This is a genomic window from Inquilinus sp. Marseille-Q2685 (assembly GCF_916619195.1).
Classification (GTDB): domain Bacteria; phylum Pseudomonadota; class Alphaproteobacteria; order DSM-16000; family Inquilinaceae; genus Inquilinus.
Genome location: NZ_CAKAKL010000007.1, coordinates 241945 through 260408, shown reverse-complemented (window position 1 = coordinate 260408; position 18464 = coordinate 241945). Strand labels below are relative to the sequence as shown.

Genomic DNA, 18464 nt, shown 5'->3' with positions numbered 1-18464 from the left:
GCCTGCGGCCGGAGGGCGGGCGATGCCCCCGCCGGCCGCCGCCCGTGCCGCTCCGGCGTCGCAGCCCGAGCGCACCGCCCACGCCATGCCCTTCGGGGCCGAGCTGCGCCTGGACGGCGGCACGCGCTTTCGCCTGTGGGCGCCCGATGCCGAAAGCGTGACCCTGCTGCTCGGCCAGGACGGCGCCCCCCTGCCGCTGGAGCGGCTGGACGACGGCTGGTTCGGCCGCACCGTGACGGGCGCGCCGGCGGGCACGCCCTATCGCTACCGTCTGGCCGACGGCACCGAGGTGCCGGACCCGGCCTCGCGCGCCCAAGCAGGCGGTCCCTTCGGCCCGTCCCTGGTCTGCGATCCGCATGCCTTCGAGTGGCAGGCGGGGGGCTGGCTCGGCCGGCCCCGGCACGAGGCGGTGATCTATGAGCTGCATTGCGGCGCCATCGGCCGGCCCGGCGGCTTCGCGACGGTGGAAGGGCGGCTCGATAACCTCGCCGACCTCGGCGTCACCGCGATCGAGCTGATGCCGGTGGCCGATTTCCCCGGGTCGCGCGGCTGGGGCTATGACGGGGTGCTGCCCTTTGCCCCGGCCTCGATCTACGGCTCGCCGGACGACCTCAAGCGCCTGGTCGACGCGGCACATCGGCGCGGGCTGATGGTGCTGCTGGACGTCGTCTACAACCATTTCGGCCCGGCCGGGAACTTCCTGCCGCTCTACGCCAGGTCCTTCTTCGACCAGGACCGTCTGACGCCCTGGGGCCCGGCGATCGACTTCCGCCGGCCGCAGGTGCGCGCCTTCTTCCGCCACAACGCCCTCTACTGGCTGGAGGAGTTCCGCTTCGACGGGCTGCGCCTCGACGCCGTGCACGCGATCCGGGACGACAGCCGGCCGGACATCCTGACCGAGATCGCCGATGCCGCCCGCGCCGCCTTCCCCGACCGCCACATCCATCTGGTGCTGGAGAACGACCTGAACGAGGCGCGGCGGCTGTCCGGCACGCCCGGGGCCCAGGGGCGCTACGACGCGCAGTGGAACGACGACGTCCATCACGCCGCCCATGTCGCGCTGACCGGCGAGGCCGACGGCTACTACGCCGACTACGCCGACGCCCCGGTGGCCCGCCTGGGACGGGCCCTGGCCGAAGGCTTCGTCTACCAGGGCGACTGGTCGGAGCGGCGGCGGGCCCCGCGCGGCGAGCCCAGCGCCCATCTGCCGCCGACCGCCTTCGTCAGCTTCCTGCAGAACCACGACCAGATCGGCAACCGCGCCCTCGGCGACCGGCTGGCCGCCCTGGCCGAGCCGGCGGCGGTCGAGGCGATGACCGCGGTGCTGCTGCTGGCGCCGCAGATCCCGCTGCTGTTCATGGGCGAGGAATGGGGCAGCCGCCAGCCCTTCCCCTTCTTCTGCGACTTCGAGGGCGAGCTGGCCGACGCAGTGCGCCGCGGCCGGCGCGAGGAGTTCGCGCAGTTCGCCGGCTTCGCCGACGCGGCCGAGACCCTGCCCGACGCGCTCGACCCCGCCACCTTCGACTCCGCGGTGCTGCAGCCCGACGACGACGATCCCCAGGCCGCGCGCCGGCTGGCGCTGGTGCGCCGGCTGCTCGACATCCGGCGGCGGCGGGTGGTGCCGCTGCTGGCGCCGCGCCGGATCGGTTCCGGCATCGACCGCAGCCGCGGCCGGATGCTGGACGTCGCCTGGATGCTGCGGGGCGGCGGCTGGCTTCGCATCATCGCCCATCTGGCGCCGGAGAAGGGTCCGGCCTGGGAGATACCGTCCGGCGAGATCCTGTTCGAGAGCGCCCCCGGCCTCGCCGCCGCCCTGGCCGACGGCGTCGAGGGCTGGGGCACCGTCGTGGCGCTGGAGCCGGCGGCATGATCGCGGCGCCGCCCCGCGCCACCGCCCGGCTGCAGCTCCATGCCGGCTTTACCCTGGACGACGCCCGCGCCGCCCTGCCCTATCTCGCCCGGCTCGGCGTCAGCCATGTCTACGCCTCGCCGCTGCTGGCCGCCCGGCCGGGCTCGGTCCATGGCTACGACGTGGTCGACCCGACCCGGATCGACCGCGAGCGCGGCGGCGAGGCCGGCTTCGAGCGCTTCGTCGAGGCGCTGCGGTCGCAGGACTTAAGCCTGATCCTCGACATCGTGCCGAACCACATGGCGGCCTGCCCGGACAATCCGTGGTGGCGCGACGTGCTGGAGCATGGCCGGGCCAGCCCGCACGCCGCGGTGTTCGACATCGACTGGGACGCGCCGGCCCATCCCGGCCGGGTGCTGCTGCCGATCCTGGGCCGGCGCTACGGCGAGGCGCTGCGCGCCGGCGACATCCAGCTGCATCGCGATCCCGCCACCGGCCGCCCCGTCGTCTCGGTCCCCGGCCACACCCTGCCGCTCGCCCCCGGCACGGTGGAGACGATCGAGGAGGGCATCGGGCCGGACGCGCTGCACGCGATCCTGGAGCGGCAGCATTACCGCCTGGCCCATTGGCAGGTGGCAGCGGCCGAGATCAACTACCGCCGCTTCTTCGACATCGACGACCTGGTGGCGGTGCGGGTCGAGGACCCGGCGGTGTTCGACGCCACCCATGCCCGCATCCTGGGCGCCGTCGCCGCCGGCCACGTCCAGGGGCTGCGCATCGACCATGTCGACGGGCTGGCCGACCCGGGCGGCTACCTGGCCCGGCTGCGCCAAGCGGTCGACGCCGTCCGCCCCACCGGCGCGCCCTTCGCGATCTGGGTCGAGAAGATCCTGGCCGAAGGCGAAGACCTGCCCGCCGACTGGCCGGTCGAGGGCACCACCGGCTACGAGGTCGCCAACGCGATTCATGCGCTGCAGCTCGACCCGGCGGCGGCCGGCCCGATCCGCGCCGCCCATGCCCGCTTCACCGGCGACGACGGCGGCATGGCCGATACCATCCGGCGCTGCCGCCGGGCGGTGATCGAGGGCAGCCTGGCCGCGCCCTTCGAGGCGCTGGTCGACGCCGTCGACCGCCTGGCCTATGCCGGCTGGGAGAGCCGCGACCTGACCCGCGCCGCGCTGTGCGACGCCCTGGCCGCGGTGATCGAGCATCTCTCGGCCTATCGCGGCTATCCCGGCGGCACCTTCGGCCTCGACGTCGCGATCGCCCGGGCCCGCGAGGCCGTGCCCGGGCCGGCGCTCGAGCTGGTGGCGAAGCTCGCCGCCGGCCAGATCCCGGGCGACGAGGCCGCCCTGGTCCTGCGGCGCTTCCAGCAGCTGACCGGCGCGGTCGCGGCCAAGGCGGTGGAGGACACGGCCTTCTACCGCCACCTTCCCCTCGCCTCATTGAACGAGGTCGGCGGCGCGCCGGAGCGGTTCGGCCTCGAGCCCGACGCCTTCCACGCGATGTTCGCCCGCCGGCGGCGCGACTGGCCGGACGCCCTCTCCGCCCTGTCGACCCACGACCACAAGCGCGGCGCCGATGTCCGCGCCCGCCTCGCGGCGCTGACCGAGCTGGCGCCGGAGTGGCAGTCCGGCCTCGCCGCCTGGTCGGCCCTGCTGGCCGCCCATCGCGGCGGCAGCGACGACCGCCCGGTGCCGAGCCGCCGGCACGAGCACCTGTTCTACCAGACCGTGATCGGCACCTGGCCCGCCGGCGGCCCGGACGCGGCCTATGCCGACCGCATCGCCGCCTATCTCCTGAAGGCGGCACGCGAGGGCAAGGACGAGACCAGCTGGACCGACCCGGACCAGGCCTACGAGGCCGGGCTGGAGCGCTTCGTCCGCGCCGCGCTCGATCCCTCCGGCCCCTTCCCGGCCGCGGTCGCGCCCTGCGCCGAACGCGTCGCCCGCATCGGCGCCGTCAACGGCCTGGCCCAGCTGGCGATGCAGATGACCCTGCCCGGCGTGCCCGACCTGTATCAGGGCACCGAGGAATGGGACCTGTCGCTGGTCGATCCCGACAACCGCCGCCCGGTCGACTGGGCCCGGCTGGACCGGCAGCTCGACGCGGTGGCCGGGGCCGATCCGGCGGAGCTCGCCGCCGCCTGGCCGGACGGGCGGATCAAGCAGTGGCTGGCGGCGCGGCTGCTGCGCCTGCGCCGCGACGACCCGGATCTTTTCGCCCGCGGCGACTATGCGCCGGTGCCGGCGCAGGGCCCGGCGGCGGCTCATGTCGTGGCCTGGCGCCGGTCGCTGGACGGCCGGCACCTGGTGGTCGCGGTGCCGCGCCTCGTCGCCGGGAAGCTGAACGGAGCCCTGGGCCTGACCGGCTTCGACGGCACGGCGCTGGCGCTGCCGGATGGACTGTCTGTCGGGGGTGACGTGCGGGGGAATGGGGGCAGCCGGGCCGATCTCGGCCCCGTCTTCGGCCGGCTGCCGGTGTTCCTGCATCAGCTTGGAGGTCGCGATGGTGAATAGAGTCCTGCGCCTGATCTCGAACCCCGCCGCGCAGGGCGGGCTGCCCCTGCCCCGCTCCGCCGCCTCCGACGAGCCGCAGCGCGAGCATTTCGAGCGGCTGGGCCTGTCGGTCACGAGCTCCGGCCCGGAGCGGGTGGAGCTGACCGGCTGCTTCGCCGAGCGGGTCGACATCCGTGCCGTCGCCCGCCCGCCGGGGGACGAGGAGGAGCCGGCGCCGGTGGTCTGGGACGTGCTCGGCCATTGGCGCAAGCGGCGGCGCCTGTGCCTGCATCCCGCCGATCTCGACGAATGGCTCGGCCTGCGCCCGATCGACGCCTTCGCCCTCCTGCGCGGCCTACGGAACGACGCGCTGGCCGAGGCGCTGGGGCCGACCGCGGCGACCGACGTGTTCGACTGGCGCGGCCACCGGGTGCTGAACCCGTTCCGCGACCGCTTCGGCAACGAGACCAGCCCGGCCTGCGAATACGGGGCGGACTACCGGCTGTGGCGGTCCCGCTGGCGCGAGGCGCTGTGAGGGGACGGCAGGTTTTGGATCAGCCCTCGCCGTCCATCCTCCCCCTCCCCTCGCGGGAGGGGGCCAGGGGGAGGGTTGTTGATGACGGGGGCCGGTGCGGAACATTCATCCCCGTTGCCGGATTGAGTGATCGCCCGACATCGATCCTTGCGAGCGGCAGCGGCAACGGACTGGTGCCAAGAGCTACGGGGGCCGGCTCAGCCGGCCTGGAAGGGAAAGAGCGAATGAAGCGTGTCAGACCGGCGGCCGTGCGGGTGCTGGAGGGGCAGCCCTTCCCGCTCGGCGCCACCTGGGACGGGCTGGGCGTGAACTTCGCCCTGTTCTCGGCCAACGCCACAAAGGTCGAGCTGTGCCTGTTCGACGACGAGGGCAAGCGCGAGCTCGCCCGGGTCGAGCTGCCGGAATACACCGACGAGGTCTGGCACGGCTACCTGCCTGACGCCCGCCCCGGCACCATCTACGGCTATCGCGTGCACGGCCCCTACGAGCCGGCGGCCGGCCACCGCTTCAACCCGAACAAGCTGCTGCTCGACCCCTACGCCAAGCGCCTCGTCGGCCAGCTCTCCTGGGACGACGCCCTGTTCGGCTACACCATCGGCGCGGCGGAGGAGGACCTGTCCTTCGACGACCGCGACAGCGCCCCATTCATGCCGAAATGCCGGGTGGTGGACCCCGCCTTCACCTGGGGCCGGTCGCGCCCGCCCGCGATCGGCTGGGACCGCAGCGTGGTCTATGAGCTGCATGTCCGCGGCTACACCATGCGCCACCCGGCCGTGCCGCGGCGCCAGCGCGGCACCTTCGCCGGGCTCGGCCATCCCGAGGTGGTCGGCCATCTGCGCGCCCTCGGCGTCACCACGGTCGAGCTGATGCCGGTACACGCCTTCATCCAGGACCGGCATCTGCTGGAGCGCGGCCTCAGCAACTTCTGGGGCTACAACACCATCGGCTTCTTCGCCCCGCACACGCCCTACTCCGCCACCGGCGAGACCGCGGAGTTCAAGGAGATGGTGGCCCGGCTGCACGACGCCGGGCTCGAGGTCATCCTCGACGTGGTCTACAACCACACCGCCGAGGGCAACGAGCGCGGGCCTACCCTCTCGCTCAAGGGCATCGACAACGCCTCCTACTACCGGCTGATGCCGGACCAGAAGCGCTACTACATCAACGACACCGGCACCGGGAACACGCTGAACCTCAGCCACCAGCGGGTGCTGCAGATGGTGACCGACAGCCTGCGGTACTGGGTGACCGAGATGGGGGTGGACGGCTTCCGCTTCGACCTCGCCACCATCCTCGGCCGCGAGGCGCACGGCTTCGACGAGAATGGCGGCTTCCTCGACACCTGCCGCCAGGACCCGGTGCTGGCCGGGGTGAAGCTGATCGCCGAGCCCTGGGACCTCGGCCCCGGCGGCTACCAGGTCGGCGGCTTCCCGCCGGGATGGGCGGAGTGGAACGACCGCTTCCGCAACACCGTGCGCGGCTTCTGGAAGGGCGACGAGGGCAAGGTGGCCGACCTCGCCTCCCGCCTCGCCGCCTCGGGCGACCTGTTCAACCGCCGCGGCCGCCGGCCCTGGGCCAGCGTCAACTTCGTCACCGCCCATGACGGCTTCACCCTGAACGACCTGGTCTCCTACAACGACCGGCACAACGAGGCGAATGGCGAGGGCAACCGCGACGGCCATGCCGACAACCTGTCCTGGAACCACGGCGCCGAGGGCCCGACCGACGACCCCGCGATCCGCGCCCTGCGCGAGCGGCAGAAGCGCAACCTGCTGGCCACCCTGCTGCTGGCCCAGGGCACGCCGATGATCCTGGGCGGCGATGAGTTCGGCCGCACCCAGGGGGGCAACAACAACGCCTATTGCCAGGACAACGAGATCGGCTGGGTGGATTGGGAGGCGATCGGCGAGGACGGCCTCCGGCTGGTCCATTTCACTCGCCGGCTGACCGCGCTGCGCCAGCGCTTCCCGGTGCTGCGGCGCAGCCGCTTCCTGGCCGGCGTCTACAACGAGGAGCTGGAGGTCAAGGACGTGGCTTGGCTGCGCCCCGACGGCCGGGAGATGGAGAATGGCGACTGGACCAACCCGCAGACCCGCTGCCTGGGCATGCTGATCGACGGCCGCGCCCAGCCGACCGGCATCCGCCGCCGCGGCTCCGAGGCGACGCTGCTGCTGCTGCTGAACGCCCACCACGAGCCGGTGCCCTTCCTGCTGCCGGAGGTGCCGGACGGCGCCTTCTGGACGGCGCTGGTCGACACGGCCGAGCCGGAGGCGGCGCCGAAGGGGCACCTGCCGGCGGGGGAGACGTTCGCACTGCAGGGCCGCGCGGTGGTGCTGCTGTCGGCGCAGACGGGGGTGTGAAACTAGCCACAATCATCCCCATACGCACGACGATCCAGGCCACCACATAATCATGCACGACGGGACTACTCGGAAGTCGGTGCGTGCGCTAGCAGAAACGGCACATCCTCCTCGCTGGCCTCCGCTCTACCAGCCCCAATTCCCGAAACAATCGCCATCACAATAAGACCGACAATCAAAATAACATAAGCGCAACAAGCAACGTTGCGTGCTCGACGGTAAATGCGCTCTGCTTTATCTAACGGATCAGCAGCTAGTTTCTTGAAGTCCTTTTCATCAAGAAACCCATAAAGCTTAGTCTTCCATTCCGCGCGAGACTCTCTTGCGAGGCGCATGAAGCTAGCATTAGATGCGATCGTGATGATAATGCTGAAAGTAAGATAAATGGCAGTGCCTATGAGCAACCATTCAGCAGCATCTAACTCAGAAGATTTTGAAGAGCTGACTAGCGCCATCCTTCCCAACAACGCAGCTACCACGACGAGAAAATCCCGCCAAGTTGTTGCCACGAGCTCGCGGGTTTGGGTGACCATCCGGGCAACATCTTCCGACAGGCTCTTCCGCAAATCCTGCAAGGATTTTAGCGTTTCCTTGCTAGCCTCACGAACATGCATACGAAATGCGGATTTTGCGGCCTCCAGAGCATCGGGTACCCGCGCAGCAAATCCAAGCGCAAACGGAGTGTCTGCTGGCCATTCACGCGCAAGCTCGTATGTAAAGAGAGTGTGGCGAGTCTCTACATCACGACCGCTGTCATAGATCCAAGAGGCAGCTTCCATAGCCGGGCCAAGATCGCGCTCGGGCAAGACGGCATCGAAGTCAGCAATAAGACGCCGACGTCTCGGACCAGACAGGGCTATCGTCGTAACGCCATCAACCGACCATATCTCATCACAAAGCGTGGTAAGGAGTTGGGGAGCCGCAACGGCCCTCCAGACTTCGAAAACTGTACTAGCTTGAGCCGGCGCGGAATCAAGTAGGATTGGCCCAATCGAGAGCGGAACCTGCGCAAGTTGGTCTCGTACGATACGTCGCGGCACTACGCCCTGAAGACGACATGGTTCCGTTATGTCCTCAACCATGGTTATCCATGGCTCAAACGAACAGGAAACTGTCTGAAAGGCGTCGAAGGCCTCGGCAACAAGTACACGCCTTGTCTTTGCTACTCGCCCCGCATCTATTAGAAGATGACGAACTCCCTGAGGCGTTAGAAAGTAAGACGTAGTATCAGTCGATCGCTTTGTGATGATCAATCGCAGCTCACCTTCGACCTCGCTGAGCGTCGCCAAGTCCAGATCATCACCGAGCGCATCTAACGCCTCAAAGCTGCCAAATCCGCCATCTTGCCATAGGCGCGCGACTTCACGTAGCTCCGCGATCAGAGAAGCACCGGCCAAGCCACGTACATCAACTCGATCAAGACGCTCGTCGAGCGAACCATTCTCAGCAAGTTGATTAACGAAGGCGCGTACGCGGTTCGGCGTAGTCATCTTCGACCCTGACCCCTCCGGTCTCGATCACAATGCGTTCTCCCCCACCGACGTTAGGCTCACGACGAATACGATCGTCATACTGACGGTCGTATATAACCTCGATACCCTCATCTGTAACTAAATGCTTACGACGAGGACGCGGCACAGCAGCCTTGTCGAATTCAAATACTTCGTTCTCAATGCGCGAGTTCCGCAACTCCCTATCAAAGGTCTTGCGGATCGGTGAGTCTTCAGGAAGTGGACCAAACACCGCCGCAAGGAACGGTTCACGGTTGGCAGGATCGAATCCGGGCTGCGCCTGAATTGCATCATAAACACGCCGGTTAAGCTGCCCCATTACTGCAGAACCGAGGTCTGCTGCATGCCTCCGAGCTGTCTTCTTAGCAATTTCAGAAAGTGAACTAGTGAGCTGATCCGGTTGAAAACGGCGTCTCACGCCTAAAAATCCTTGGAAATACTTAGTGACCTTTCCTGGAGACACCCGATCGCGGATAGAAAGTTCGCCGCCTACATCAGTAAGCCGTATGATCGCCGCTTTCTGCAAAGCGTCAGGAGAGCGAACAAAGGTACTCTGAAGTGCTGCAATCAATGCACGTCGAACATCTTCTTCTTCCTGTATAGTATACGACAAAACTTCTTCGTGATCGTATTTAATTATTGCATAAAATCGATTCCCGTCAACAAGCAACATGAATACCAAAAATACACCAACACTTGCTGCTCCACTGTGCAGCCCGTTGAACAGCGCGGCCAAATCCTTTGTCTCTGATGAAAATCGACTAGAGTCACTTTCAACACGCCTGAGAGATGCTAGAACCGGTGATGCTGAAAGAAAATCAAACATGATTCCATTGCAAGAAGATCGAATCCTATCAAGGAAGAAACTCGCATGACTTCCTGGATCAATCTCCTCTAACAACACTAAATTCGCATCTTCCGGACCAACAACATGAAATATCATCCTCTCTATAACGATTTTATCTAACTGTTCTACCGAAATAAGAGACACTTTGTTTCCCCTGCCTGATTAAAGATCACAGCCTAACCAGCAGGGTGGACTTAGTAAACCAGAGCCAGAATGTTCTCTATATGTTCCAAAGCTGCGAGTCAAGCTTCGTCCGCGCGAAGCATGGGCTATTCGCCCTGCAAACCGGTTGCCAGAGCCATCGTGCCTGTGAGCCCGTCAGCGGCCGGAACGTCTCCACCGCTCCCTGGTCGCCCACCTTGGCCCTGCCGCAGCAATCAGCCCAGGCGGCGATGTTGGGTAGACAGATCGTGCCACCGTCGCGGCGGAGGCCACGTCGAGGTTGAGCGCCGGAGTTGGACGCCGCGGTCGAGCAGGGCCCAATGCACGATCCGTTTCGGCATAGTCCACCCAGGGGATCCCGGATCAATCGCGCATCCGGGCATCGAATCCTGGCACCGGTTCCGGCATCATACCGTGCCCTCGCCCCAGCGCACGCCTTCGATCAGCCCCGGAAGGACCGCCGATGCCCGCCCTCCTCCCCGCCGAGCTCGCCTGGTACGTCACCGGCCGCTTCTACCAGGCCGAGCCGGACGGGCGGGTGGCGGATTACGGCTATTTTCTGCACCTGCCCTTCCTCGACGTGCCGCTGTTCCTCGGCAAGCGTGGTGAGACCACCGCCCACTTCACCTTCGCCGCCAAACCGTTCCAGGCGCATGGCGTCGACAACGGCGCGCTGCGGCTCGGGGTCGATCCGGTCGGCGAGTTCTCGCTGTACCTGCAGCGCCGGCCGGAAGGGAGCTTCGACGACCCGGCCTCCTTCGCCGTGGGCGAATGCATCGCCACCTTCCGACGCGCCAGCCTGGTGGTCGGCACCACCGTCACCGCCCCCGACGGCACTACGGCGGCGGCGCTGGTCGGCACCAACGTGTTCTCCGCCCTTCTGGTCGAGAGCACGCCCTTCGACTTCGCCGGCGGCCGCCACGACGTCGCCGAGCATCTCGGCCGCGGCGTCACCCAGTTCGGCACCGCCGCCGGCGCGCCGGTCCAGCCGGCGCCGCAGGGCTTCACCCTGGTCGTGCCCTTCACCGGCTCGGCCATCGCGCTGGGCCGGTAGTCGGGATGAAGGATCCCGGTGCCCTGGCGCGGCTGGTCCAGCGCCTCTATCCAGGTGCTCGCCTGCTGGCCGCCCGGCCGCTGGCCGGCGGCGTCTCGGCCGAGGTGACGGCGCTGGAGGTCGCGCATCCGGACGGGCGGGCCGAGACCCTGGTGCTGCGCCGCCACGGCGCCGCCGACCTGGCGCGCGACCCGGACATCGCGGCGCACGAGTTTCGCCTGCTGCAGGTGCTGCAGGCCGCCGGCGTGCCCGCACCCCGGCCGCTGCACCTGGACACCAGCGGCACCATCCTGCCGACGCCCTTCCTGCTGCAGGGCTTCGTCGACGGCGACACGGAGGACGTGCCGGCCGACCTCGACGATCATATGCGCCAGATCGCCGAGGCGCTGGCCGCGATCCACCGCGTGCCGGCCCTGCCGTTCCTGCCGCTTCAGGAGGAGCAGGCGGCGGCGCTGATCGCCCGGCCCCGGCCCGAGCCGGACGAGACCCTGGCCGAATCCCGCCTGCGCGCCGCTTTGGCCGCGGCCTGGCCCCCGCCCCGCCGCAACCCGCCGGTGCTGCTGCACGGCGACGTCTGGCCCGGCAACCTGCTGTGGCGCGGCGGCCGGCTGCAGGCGGTGGTGGACTGGGAGGACGCGGCCGCCGGCGACCCGCTGGCCGACCTGGCCAATGCCCGGCTGGAGCTGTTCCTCGCCCATGGCGAGGACGCCATGGCCGCCCTCACCCGCCACTATCTCGCCCTGACCGGAGCCGACACGACAGCCCTTCCCCTCTGGGAGCTGTGGGCGGCGCTGCGCCCGATCGCCGGCCTGCCCGGCTGGGGCCTGGAGCCGGCGGAAGAGCGCAGCCTGCGGGAGCGGCACCGGGCGTTCACCGGGCGGGCGCTGGCGGCGGGTGGATGGGGGTAGTGAAGAAGGCATCACTGGACCATGGACGCAGGATGCGCGCGAACATCGCAGCCGCTGCCGTCTTAGGCATCCTCCTGGCCGCCGGGCCGGCCGCGGCGATGCCGGCGCTGACGGCCGCGCAGCTGTTCGATGTCTGCGGATCCTCGACGATCCCGGAAGCCGCGGCGAGAGGCGACCGCCTTGGCTGGCAGCGCATGACAGACGCACAGCTCGAGGACTGGCGCAGCAGCTTCGTCGCCTACAACGGCGGCTCGGTGCAGGTGCTGGCATGGCGGCGGGGAGAGAAGGACGGCGACGACACGCTGTCGTTCTGGATCGCGCGAGGGCCCAACGGGCACAGGGCGTGCTCTTATTCGACGGGCAGCCCTGACGGGTTTCTGGACGCCCTGTCGGAACGCCTCGGCGCCCCGGACACGCTCGACAAGCATGACTTCGGAACGACGGCCTATTGGAAACGAGATGCGGCCGAGATCTCCTTCTCCCAGGTCGGATCGCGGGTTAGCGTCACCATATCCGGCGACGACTGAGCTGCACGGACAGATGGCGCTGGCAGCGATCGGCGGATGGTCCGATCCGTTCAGCCCGTCCGTGCCACCGCTCCGGACAGGGCATAAAGCCAGATCAGCAGCGTCGGCACCGACAGCAGCGTCGTGATCGAGACGGTGGCGGCGACCAGCGGCTCCTCCACCTTGTACTCGCCGGCCAGGATGTAGACCGTCTTCGCCGTCGGCACGGCGGCGCAGACCACGGCGGCGATGGTGTAGAGCGGGTCGAGGCCCGTCGCCAGGCACAGGCCGTAGACGACCAGCGGCATGACCGCCAGCTTCACAACCGCGAGCAGCAGGGACGCGCGGAGGGTCGAGCGCAGCCCCGCGGCCGACAGGCCGAGCCCGATGGCGAACAGCGCGCAGGGCGTCAGCGCCGCCGCGAAGATGCCGAGATAGGCCGCGACCGGCGCGGGGATCGGCAGGCCCGCGACCGCCCAGGCCAGGCCGATCAGGGTGGAGAGCACCATCGGGTTGAGCAGGATCTGCCGCGCCAGCGCGGCCGGGCGGACCGGGCGCCCCGGCCCGCCATGGCCGTCGCTTTCCAGCAGGATGACCGCCACGGGGAACATCACCCCCGCCACGAACACGGTGGCGATGGCGGCGGGCAGCACGGCCGGCTGGCCGTAGATCGAATGCAGGATCGGCAGCGCCACGAAGCCGGTGTTGGTCATCGCCGCGGCCATGCCGTGGATCGTGCTGCTGGCGAGGCCCCGCCCCCACGCGGACCGGACGGCCAGGAACACCAGCGCGAAGCACAGGGTGGAGCCGCCGCCGAAGGCCAGCAGGAAGCGCCATTCCAGCAGGTTGCGCGCCGGCTCCTGCGCGATGGTGACGATCAGCAGCGCCGGCATCGCGACGTTGTAGGCGAAATGCACCAGCCCGTCGGCCAGCGACCGCGAGACATAGCCGGACCAGCCGGCCAGCCAGCCGGTGACGATGATCGCGAACACGGGAAGGACCAGGTTGGCGACGTCCATCTCGGCTTGCTCCCCCATCGGGCGCGGCCCGCGCATGGCGAAGCATAGCGCACCGGGCGGCGTCCATGGGACGTGCACGGATCCCGTTGCGAAGCGCCCTGCGCTGCGGCAGTCCTTGTCCAGGCCGCACCGACGCCGACAGGAGGAGAAGATGCCCGACGCCGCACCGACCCCCGAGGCGCTGTTCGAGCGCTACCAGGCCCGCTGGCAGGCCGGCGACATGCCGGGCTGGGCGGAGTTGTTCACCGAGGACGCCGACTTCGTCACCTGGCGCGGCCTGTGGTGGAAGGGGCGGGGCGAGATCCTCGCCGGTCACCAAGCGGTCGACCCTTTCATCCGCGGGCAGTTCGGCGCCTACCGGGTCGAGCCGCTGCGCATCCGCAGCGTGACCCCGGCGATCGCGGTGGCGCATGCCGCCTGGCGCTGGTCCAAGTTCCGGGAGACGCCCGGGGCGCCGGCCGAGGACCGCGCCGGCCTGGTGACCATGGTGCTCAGCCTCGCGGACGGGTGGCGGATCTCCGCCTCGCACAACACACGCACGGCGTGAGATCCGGCCCCTCATTCGTGGTCGCTGAACCGGTCCCGGCCGCCCTCGTGCGCCCCGGGCACCCGCGCCCAGGCGCAGAACTGCGCCGGGGCCACCACCTGGGCGTGCGCGGCCGTCACCGCCTCGCGCAGGCGGTCTTCCAGCGTGTCGATGTCGCCCGGCACGGGCGCGCCGATCCGCGCGAGCTGCGGCCGCACGCTGCTCAGGGTCTGCGCGAACCAGGCGTAGATCGGCGAATCCGGGCCGCCGCCGACCGGGGTCTCGCAGAACAGGGACGGCTGCCCCAGCCCCGCCCGGTGGAAATGCTCGACCAGCCGGCTGGCGACATCCCGGTGCGGCAGCACCGAGGCGAAGGCCGCCATCACCCCGTCCCAGACCTGGGTCACCAGCGGCACCGCCGGCCGCGTCTGGCTTTCCCCGTGCAGCACGATCTCGTGGAAGGCGACGGTGCCGCCCGGCCGCACGCAGGCCCCTGCGGCCCGCACCAGCGCCGCCGGATCGGCCTGGTGGATCAGCACGTAGCGGCCGACCGCCAGGTCGAAGGGTACAGGATCGTCGAAGGCCTCCGCCTCCGTCTCGCGAAAGGCGACGTTGCGCAGGCCCAGCGCCTCGGCCCGGGCGCGGGCGGTGGTCACGGCCTCGGCGCTGCGGTCGATGCCGACCACCGCGCCGGACGGGCCGGCCAGCTCCGCCGCCAGCAGCGACACGTCGCCGGTGCCGCAGCCGATGTCGAGCACGCGCATGCCCGGCTTCAGCCCGGCCTGCAGCAGCAGGCGCCTCGTGATCGGCTGCAGGATCGACGCCTGCAGCATCAGGCGGCGCAGTTCGGCGCCGGAATGGCCGAGGATATAAGGAACGTCGTCTGGCATCTCTGTCCGCCCTCACCAGAGGTTGCGGCCGGACCGGTCCGAAGAAACGCGGTCGGCCGAATGGACCCAGTATGGTGAAGTCGGACGCCGGCGGCGGTTACCCGGGGCACATCCGGCCGACGGTCAGGCGGCCGCGCGCTGCCGCAGCAGCCCCTTCTTCGGCGCGAACAGGAAGGCCAGCGCGAACAGCAGAGCCTGGACCACGACGATGGTCGGGCCGGTGGCGCCGTCGAGCCAGAAGCTGAGCAGGGTGCCGAGCACGCTCGACAGCACCGCGGAGCCGATCGCCGCCGCCATCACCTGGCCGAAGCGGTCGGCCAGCAAGAGGCCGATGCAGCCCGGCGTCACCAGCATCGCCATCACCAGCACCACGCCCACGGCCTGCAGCGCCGCGACGATGGTGGCGGCGACCAGCAGCAGCAGGATCAGCTCCAGCCGCCGCGGCGAGATCCCGGTCACCCGGGCCTGGCCGGGATCGAAGCAGAACAGGATCAGGTCCTTCCGCAGCAGCAGAACGGCGACGAGCGTGACCGACCCGACCACGAGCGTCTGGATCCTGTCCGCCGGCTCGATGCCCAGCAGGTTGCCGAACAGCACATGCATGAAATGGATGTCGCTCGGCGTCTCCACCAGCAGCACCATGCCGAGCGCCAGGAACCCGGTGAAGGTGATGCCGAGCACGGCGTCGCTCTTGACCCGGCAGCGCGCCTCGATCGCCCCGGCCGACAGCACGCAGGCCATGCCGCTGGCGACAGCGCCGAGCGACATCGGCAGCCCCGCGACATAGGCCAGGATGATGCCGGGCAGCACGGCGTGCGAGACGGCGTCGCCGACCAGGGCCCAGCCCTTCAGCACGACGAAGCAGGACAGGGCGGCGCAGACCGTGCCGACGAAGGCGGCGATCAGCATCGCCTGGACCATGAAGCCGTGCCGCAGCGGCTCGGCCGCGGCCTCGATCAGGGACAGGAGGGAGGTCACGGCGTGCCTCCACCGGTGGCCGACCGCGGATAGGCCGGAGCCGCCCCCTCACCCGAAATCGCTGCGCGATTTCGACCTCTCCCCAAGGAGAGGTGTATGGCGACCGTCCCGATCCCCTCTCCTCGGGGAGAGGGAGGGGCCCGGCGCCGAAGGCGACGGGAGGGTGAGGGGGAACTGACCGAGCCGGTGAGCAGATCTGAGAGGTGCCTCACGCCCTCGCCCTCCGCAGCAGCCCGTGCTTCGGCGCCAGGGCCAGCGCCAGGAGGAACAGGGCGGTCTGGGCCAGCACGATCAGCCCGCCGGTCGACCCGTCGAGGAAGTAGCTGGCATAGGCGCCGGCCATCGCCGTCACCGCCCCCATCGCCGCGGCCAGGACCAGCATGCGCGGGAAGCGGTCGGTCAGCAGATGGGCGGTGGCGCCGGGGGTGATCAGCATGGCCACGACCAGCAGCGCCCCGACCGCCTGCAACGCCGCCACCGCCGTCAGCGACAAGAGGCCGAGCAGCAGCAGGTGCAGCCGCCCGGTCGGCAGGCCGATGGCGCGGGCATGCTGGGCATCGAAACAATAGAGCAGCAGGTCCTTCCACTTGACCGCGACGATCAGCAGGCAGCCGGCGCCGACGGCGAAGAGCTGCCACAGATCGGCATCGGCGATGCCCAGCAGGTTGCCGAACAGGATCGTGGTCAGGCGCAGGTTGCTGGGAAACAGCGAGATCAGCAGCAGGCCGAGGGCGAAGAACGCGGTGAAGACGACGCCGATCACCGCGTCGCCGCGCAGCCTGGTGGCGCGCTCGATCGCGCCGATGCCCAGCACCGCGAACAGGCCGGACAGCACGGCGCCCAGCAGGAAGGGCGCGCCGGCGAGGTAGGCGATGGCGACGCCCGGCACCACGGCGTGGGACAGCGCGTCGCCCAGCAGCGACCAGCCCTTCAGCGTGACGAAGCAGGACAGCACGGCGCAGACCGCCCCGACCGCGCCGCCGCCGAGGATCGCCTTGACCATGAACTGGTAGCCGAAGGGCTCGGCCAGCAGGTCGAGCAGCCCGGTCATCCCGCCGCCGCCCGCAGCCGGGGCTCGGCGCCATCCGCGCTCAGCCCGGCCAGGCCGAAAGGCAGCTGGTGCAGCGCGCCGCCGAAGGTGCGGGCCAGGTTGTCCGGCGTGAAGACCTCGTCGACCGGGCCGAAAGCGACGAGGCTGCGGTGGATCAGCGCCGCCTGGTCGCAGAATTCCGGCACGCTCGCCAGGTTGTGGGTCGACACCAGGATCAGGTGGCCGGCCTCGCGCAGCCCGGTCAGGATGCCGGTGATCGCCCGTTCGGTCTTGACGTCAACGCCGGTGAAGGGCTCGTCCAGCAGGATGATCCGCGCCTCCTGCGCCAGCGCCCGGGCCAGGAACACCCGCTTGCGCTGACCGCCGGACAGCTCGCCGATCTGCCGGCCGGCGAAATCCTGCATCCCCACCCGCTCCAGGCTGGCCGCCACCGCCTGCCGGTCGGCGGCCGACGGGATGCGCAGGAGGCCCATCCGGCCCTGCCGGCCCATCATCACCACGTCGCGGACCGAGACCGGGAAGCTCCAGTCCACCTCCTCGGTCTGCGGCACATAGGCGACGATGTTGGCCTTCTGCGCCCAGGCCACCGGCCGGCCGCAGATCGCGACCGAGCCGGCGACCGGCATGACGAAACCCATGATCGCCTTGAACAGGGTCGACTTGCCGCTGCCGTTCATGCCGATCAGGCCGCAGATGCTGGGCCGGTCGAGCGTCAGCGACACGTCGCTCACCGCCGTGTTGCCGGCGCGGTAGCGGACGGTGACGCCGGAGACGACGATCGACGGAGCGTCAGTTGCCGACATTGAAGCCGTCCTGGATCAGCTTCGCGTTGTAGCGCAGCATGGCGAGATAGCTCGGCGCCGGCCCGTCCTCGGTGGTCAGGCTGTCGACATACAGCGTGCCGCCGAAGCGGGCGCCGGTCTCCTGCGCCACCTGCTGCATCGCCTTGTCGTTGACCGTGCTCTCGCAGAACACCACCGGCACATGGCCCCGGCGCACCGTGTCGATCACCTTGCGGATCTGCTGCGGCGTGCCCTCCTCGTCGGCGTTGACGGCCCAGAGATAGCCCTCCTTCAGCCCGTAGTCGCGGGCGAGGTAGGAGAAGGCGCCCTCGCAGCTGACCAGCATGCGCTGATCGGCCGGGATCTTCGCCAGCGCCTCGCGGATCGGCGCGTCCAGCGCCTTCAGCTCGGCGGTGTAGGCGGCGGCGGTGCGGTCGTAGGGCGCGGCGTTGGCGGGGGCGAGCGCCACCAGCGCCTTGCGGATGTTCTCGACATAGATCACCGCATTGGCCGGCGACATCCAGCTGTGCGGGTTCGGCTTGTCGGTGTAGGGGCCTTCGACGATCGAGACCGGCTGGATGCCGTCGGTCACCACCACGCTCGGCACGTCCTTGACGCCCTGGAAGAACTTCTCGAACCAGCGCTCCAGGCCCAGGCCGTTCCACAGCACCAGGTCGGCGTCCTGCGCCCTGACCACGTCCAGCGGCGTCGGGTCGTAGTCGTGGATCTCCGCCCCCGGCTTGGTGATCGACTCGACGATCGCCGCGTCGCCGGCCACCTGCTGGGCCATGTCCTGCAGGATGGTGAAGGTGGTGACGATCCGCTTCGGCCGCGCCCCGTCCGCCCAGGCGCTCCCGGCCGTCAACACGCCCGCCAGCACCAGCGCCGCCGCCAGCGCGCCCCGAATCCTCGCCATCAGCCTCTCCCATCGCAGCGTGTTTGCGTGGGAATGCTCGCATCGACCCAAATGTAGCTCAAGCTAAATTTT

General features: G+C 69.3%; 16 protein-coding genes. 8 read left to right on the top strand and 8 right to left on the bottom strand.

The annotated features are described in order from the left end of the window. The first annotated feature begins 22 nt into the window (after positions 1 to 22). From treZ to glgX, 4 genes are all read left to right on the top strand, one after another. The gene (treZ, locus tag LG391_RS27035) at positions 23 to 1870 is read left to right on the top strand and encodes a malto-oligosyltrehalose trehalohydrolase (protein ID WP_225771158.1); all 1848 of its coding nucleotides are present in this window, start codon (positions 23 to 25) and stop codon (positions 1868 to 1870) included. Continuing rightward, a complete protein-coding gene (treY, locus tag LG391_RS27030; protein WP_225771157.1) occupies positions 1867 to 4368 on the top strand; it encodes a malto-oligosyltrehalose synthase in 2502 nt (833 codons plus the stop codon). The genes treZ and treY overlap by 4 nt, the downstream gene beginning before the upstream one ends. Then, positions 4358 to 4882, top strand: a complete 525-nt coding sequence (locus tag LG391_RS27025) for a hypothetical protein (protein ID WP_225771156.1) — start codon at positions 4358 to 4360, stop codon at positions 4880 to 4882. The genes treY and LG391_RS27025 overlap by 11 nt, the downstream gene beginning before the upstream one ends. Positions 4883 to 5106: 224 nt before the next feature. Next, positions 5107 to 7242 (top strand): glycogen debranching protein GlgX, encoded by a 2136-nt coding sequence (gene glgX, locus LG391_RS27020; protein WP_225771155.1) that lies wholly within the window; start codon positions 5107 to 5109, stop codon positions 7240 to 7242. Between the two features lie 65 nt (positions 7243 to 7307). Here the strand turns inward: glgX and LG391_RS27015 are convergent, their stop codons facing one another. Together LG391_RS27015 and LG391_RS27010 are read right to left on the bottom strand one after the other, a co-directional pair. Continuing rightward, entirely contained in the window at positions 7308 to 8732 is a 1425-nt protein-coding gene (locus LG391_RS27015; RefSeq protein WP_225771154.1) for a hypothetical protein, read from the bottom strand. After that, the gene (locus tag LG391_RS27010; RefSeq protein ID WP_225771153.1) at positions 8698 to 9744 is read right to left on the bottom strand and encodes a nucleoid-associated protein; all 1047 of its coding nucleotides are present in this window, start codon (positions 9742 to 9744) and stop codon (positions 8698 to 8700) included. The genes LG391_RS27015 and LG391_RS27010 overlap by 35 nt, the downstream gene beginning before the upstream one ends. 481 nt (positions 9745 to 10225) lie before the next feature. Between LG391_RS27010 and LG391_RS27005 the strand changes: the two genes are divergently transcribed. The 3 genes from LG391_RS27005 to LG391_RS26995 are packed head-to-tail and all read left to right on the top strand — an operon-like array spanning position 10226 to position 12251. Beyond that, the gene (locus LG391_RS27005; protein ID WP_225771152.1) at positions 10226 to 10816 is read left to right on the top strand and encodes a hypothetical protein; all 591 of its coding nucleotides are present in this window, start codon (positions 10226 to 10228) and stop codon (positions 10814 to 10816) included. A 5-nt stretch (positions 10817 to 10821) separates the two neighbouring features. Continuing rightward, a complete protein-coding gene (locus LG391_RS27000) occupies positions 10822 to 11724 on the top strand; it encodes a phosphotransferase family protein (protein WP_225771151.1) in 903 nt (300 codons plus the stop codon). Continuing rightward, complete coding sequence (locus tag LG391_RS26995; protein ID WP_225771150.1) at positions 11724 to 12251, top strand: hypothetical protein; 528 nt, start codon at positions 11724 to 11726, stop codon at positions 12249 to 12251. The genes LG391_RS27000 and LG391_RS26995 overlap by 1 nt, the downstream gene beginning before the upstream one ends. Positions 12252 to 12301: 50 nt before the next feature. Here the strand turns inward: LG391_RS26995 and LG391_RS26990 are convergent, their stop codons facing one another. Continuing rightward, entirely contained in the window at positions 12302 to 13249 is a 948-nt protein-coding gene (locus LG391_RS26990) for an AEC family transporter (protein WP_225771149.1), read from the bottom strand. 151 nt (positions 13250 to 13400) lie between these two features. Here LG391_RS26990 and LG391_RS26985 point away from each other — a divergent pair, with 151 nt between their 5' ends. Then, complete coding sequence (locus LG391_RS26985) at positions 13401 to 13796, top strand: SgcJ/EcaC family oxidoreductase (protein WP_225771148.1); 396 nt, start codon at positions 13401 to 13403, stop codon at positions 13794 to 13796. Positions 13797 to 13807: 11 nt separating this feature from the next. On the opposite strand, the gene LG391_RS26980 is transcribed toward LG391_RS26985, so the two are convergent. The 5 genes from LG391_RS26980 to LG391_RS26960 all read right to left on the bottom strand — a co-directional run bounded on the left by LG391_RS26980 (position 13808) and on the right by LG391_RS26960 (position 18392). Continuing rightward, positions 13808 to 14665, bottom strand: a complete 858-nt coding sequence (locus tag LG391_RS26980) for a class I SAM-dependent methyltransferase (RefSeq protein ID WP_225771147.1) — start codon at positions 14663 to 14665, stop codon at positions 13808 to 13810. Between the two features lie 123 nt (positions 14666 to 14788). Continuing rightward, positions 14789 to 15643, bottom strand: coding sequence for a metal ABC transporter permease (locus LG391_RS26975; RefSeq protein ID WP_225771146.1), 855 nt, complete (start codon positions 15641 to 15643; stop codon positions 14789 to 14791). Positions 15644 to 15851: 208 nt separating this feature from the next. After that, entirely contained in the window at positions 15852 to 16694 is an 843-nt protein-coding gene (locus tag LG391_RS26970) for a metal ABC transporter permease (protein ID WP_225771145.1), read from the bottom strand. Beyond that, complete coding sequence (locus LG391_RS26965; protein WP_304608566.1) at positions 16691 to 17497, bottom strand: metal ABC transporter ATP-binding protein; 807 nt, start codon at positions 17495 to 17497, stop codon at positions 16691 to 16693. Before LG391_RS26965 ends, LG391_RS26970 begins: the two co-directional genes overlap by 4 nt. Beyond that, a complete protein-coding gene (locus tag LG391_RS26960; RefSeq protein WP_225771144.1) occupies positions 17484 to 18392 on the bottom strand; it encodes a metal ABC transporter substrate-binding protein in 909 nt (302 codons plus the stop codon). Before LG391_RS26960 ends, LG391_RS26965 begins: the two co-directional genes overlap by 14 nt. Positions 18393 to 18464 lie beyond the last annotated feature (72 nt).

Excerpts from the sequence above, each read along its gene's own strand:
- LG391_RS27025 (WP_225771156.1), top strand. The coding sequence starts at position 4,358 with ATGGTGAATAGAGTCCTGCGCCTGATCTCGAACCCCGCCGCGCAGGGC.
- LG391_RS26970 (WP_225771145.1), bottom strand. The coding sequence starts at position 16,694 with ATGACCGGGCTGCTCGACCTGCTGGCCGAGCCCTTCGGCTACCAGTTC.
- glgX (WP_225771155.1), top strand. The coding sequence starts at position 5,107 with ATGAAGCGTGTCAGACCGGCGGCCGTGCGGGTGCTGGAGGGGCAGCCC.
- LG391_RS26960 (WP_225771144.1), bottom strand. The coding sequence starts at position 18,392 with ATGGCGAGGATTCGGGGCGCGCTGGCGGCGGCGCTGGTGCTGGCGGGC.
- LG391_RS27005 (WP_225771152.1), top strand. The coding sequence starts at position 10,226 with ATGCCCGCCCTCCTCCCCGCCGAGCTCGCCTGGTACGTCACCGGCCGC.
- treZ (WP_225771158.1), top strand. The coding sequence starts at position 23 with ATGCCCCCGCCGGCCGCCGCCCGTGCCGCTCCGGCGTCGCAGCCCGAG.
- LG391_RS26990 (WP_225771149.1), bottom strand. The coding sequence starts at position 13,249 with ATGGACGTCGCCAACCTGGTCCTTCCCGTGTTCGCGATCATCGTCACC.
- LG391_RS27000 (WP_225771151.1), top strand. The coding sequence starts at position 10,822 with ATGAAGGATCCCGGTGCCCTGGCGCGGCTGGTCCAGCGCCTCTATCCA.
- LG391_RS26985 (WP_225771148.1), top strand. The coding sequence starts at position 13,401 with ATGCCCGACGCCGCACCGACCCCCGAGGCGCTGTTCGAGCGCTACCAG.
- LG391_RS26965 (WP_304608566.1), bottom strand. The coding sequence starts at position 17,497 with ATGTCGGCAACTGACGCTCCGTCGATCGTCGTCTCCGGCGTCACCGTC.
- LG391_RS27015 (WP_225771154.1), bottom strand. The coding sequence starts at position 8,732 with ATGACTACGCCGAACCGCGTACGCGCCTTCGTTAATCAACTTGCTGAG.
- LG391_RS26980 (WP_225771147.1), bottom strand. The coding sequence starts at position 14,665 with ATGCCAGACGACGTTCCTTATATCCTCGGCCATTCCGGCGCCGAACTG.
- treY (WP_225771157.1), top strand. The coding sequence starts at position 1,867 with ATGATCGCGGCGCCGCCCCGCGCCACCGCCCGGCTGCAGCTCCATGCC.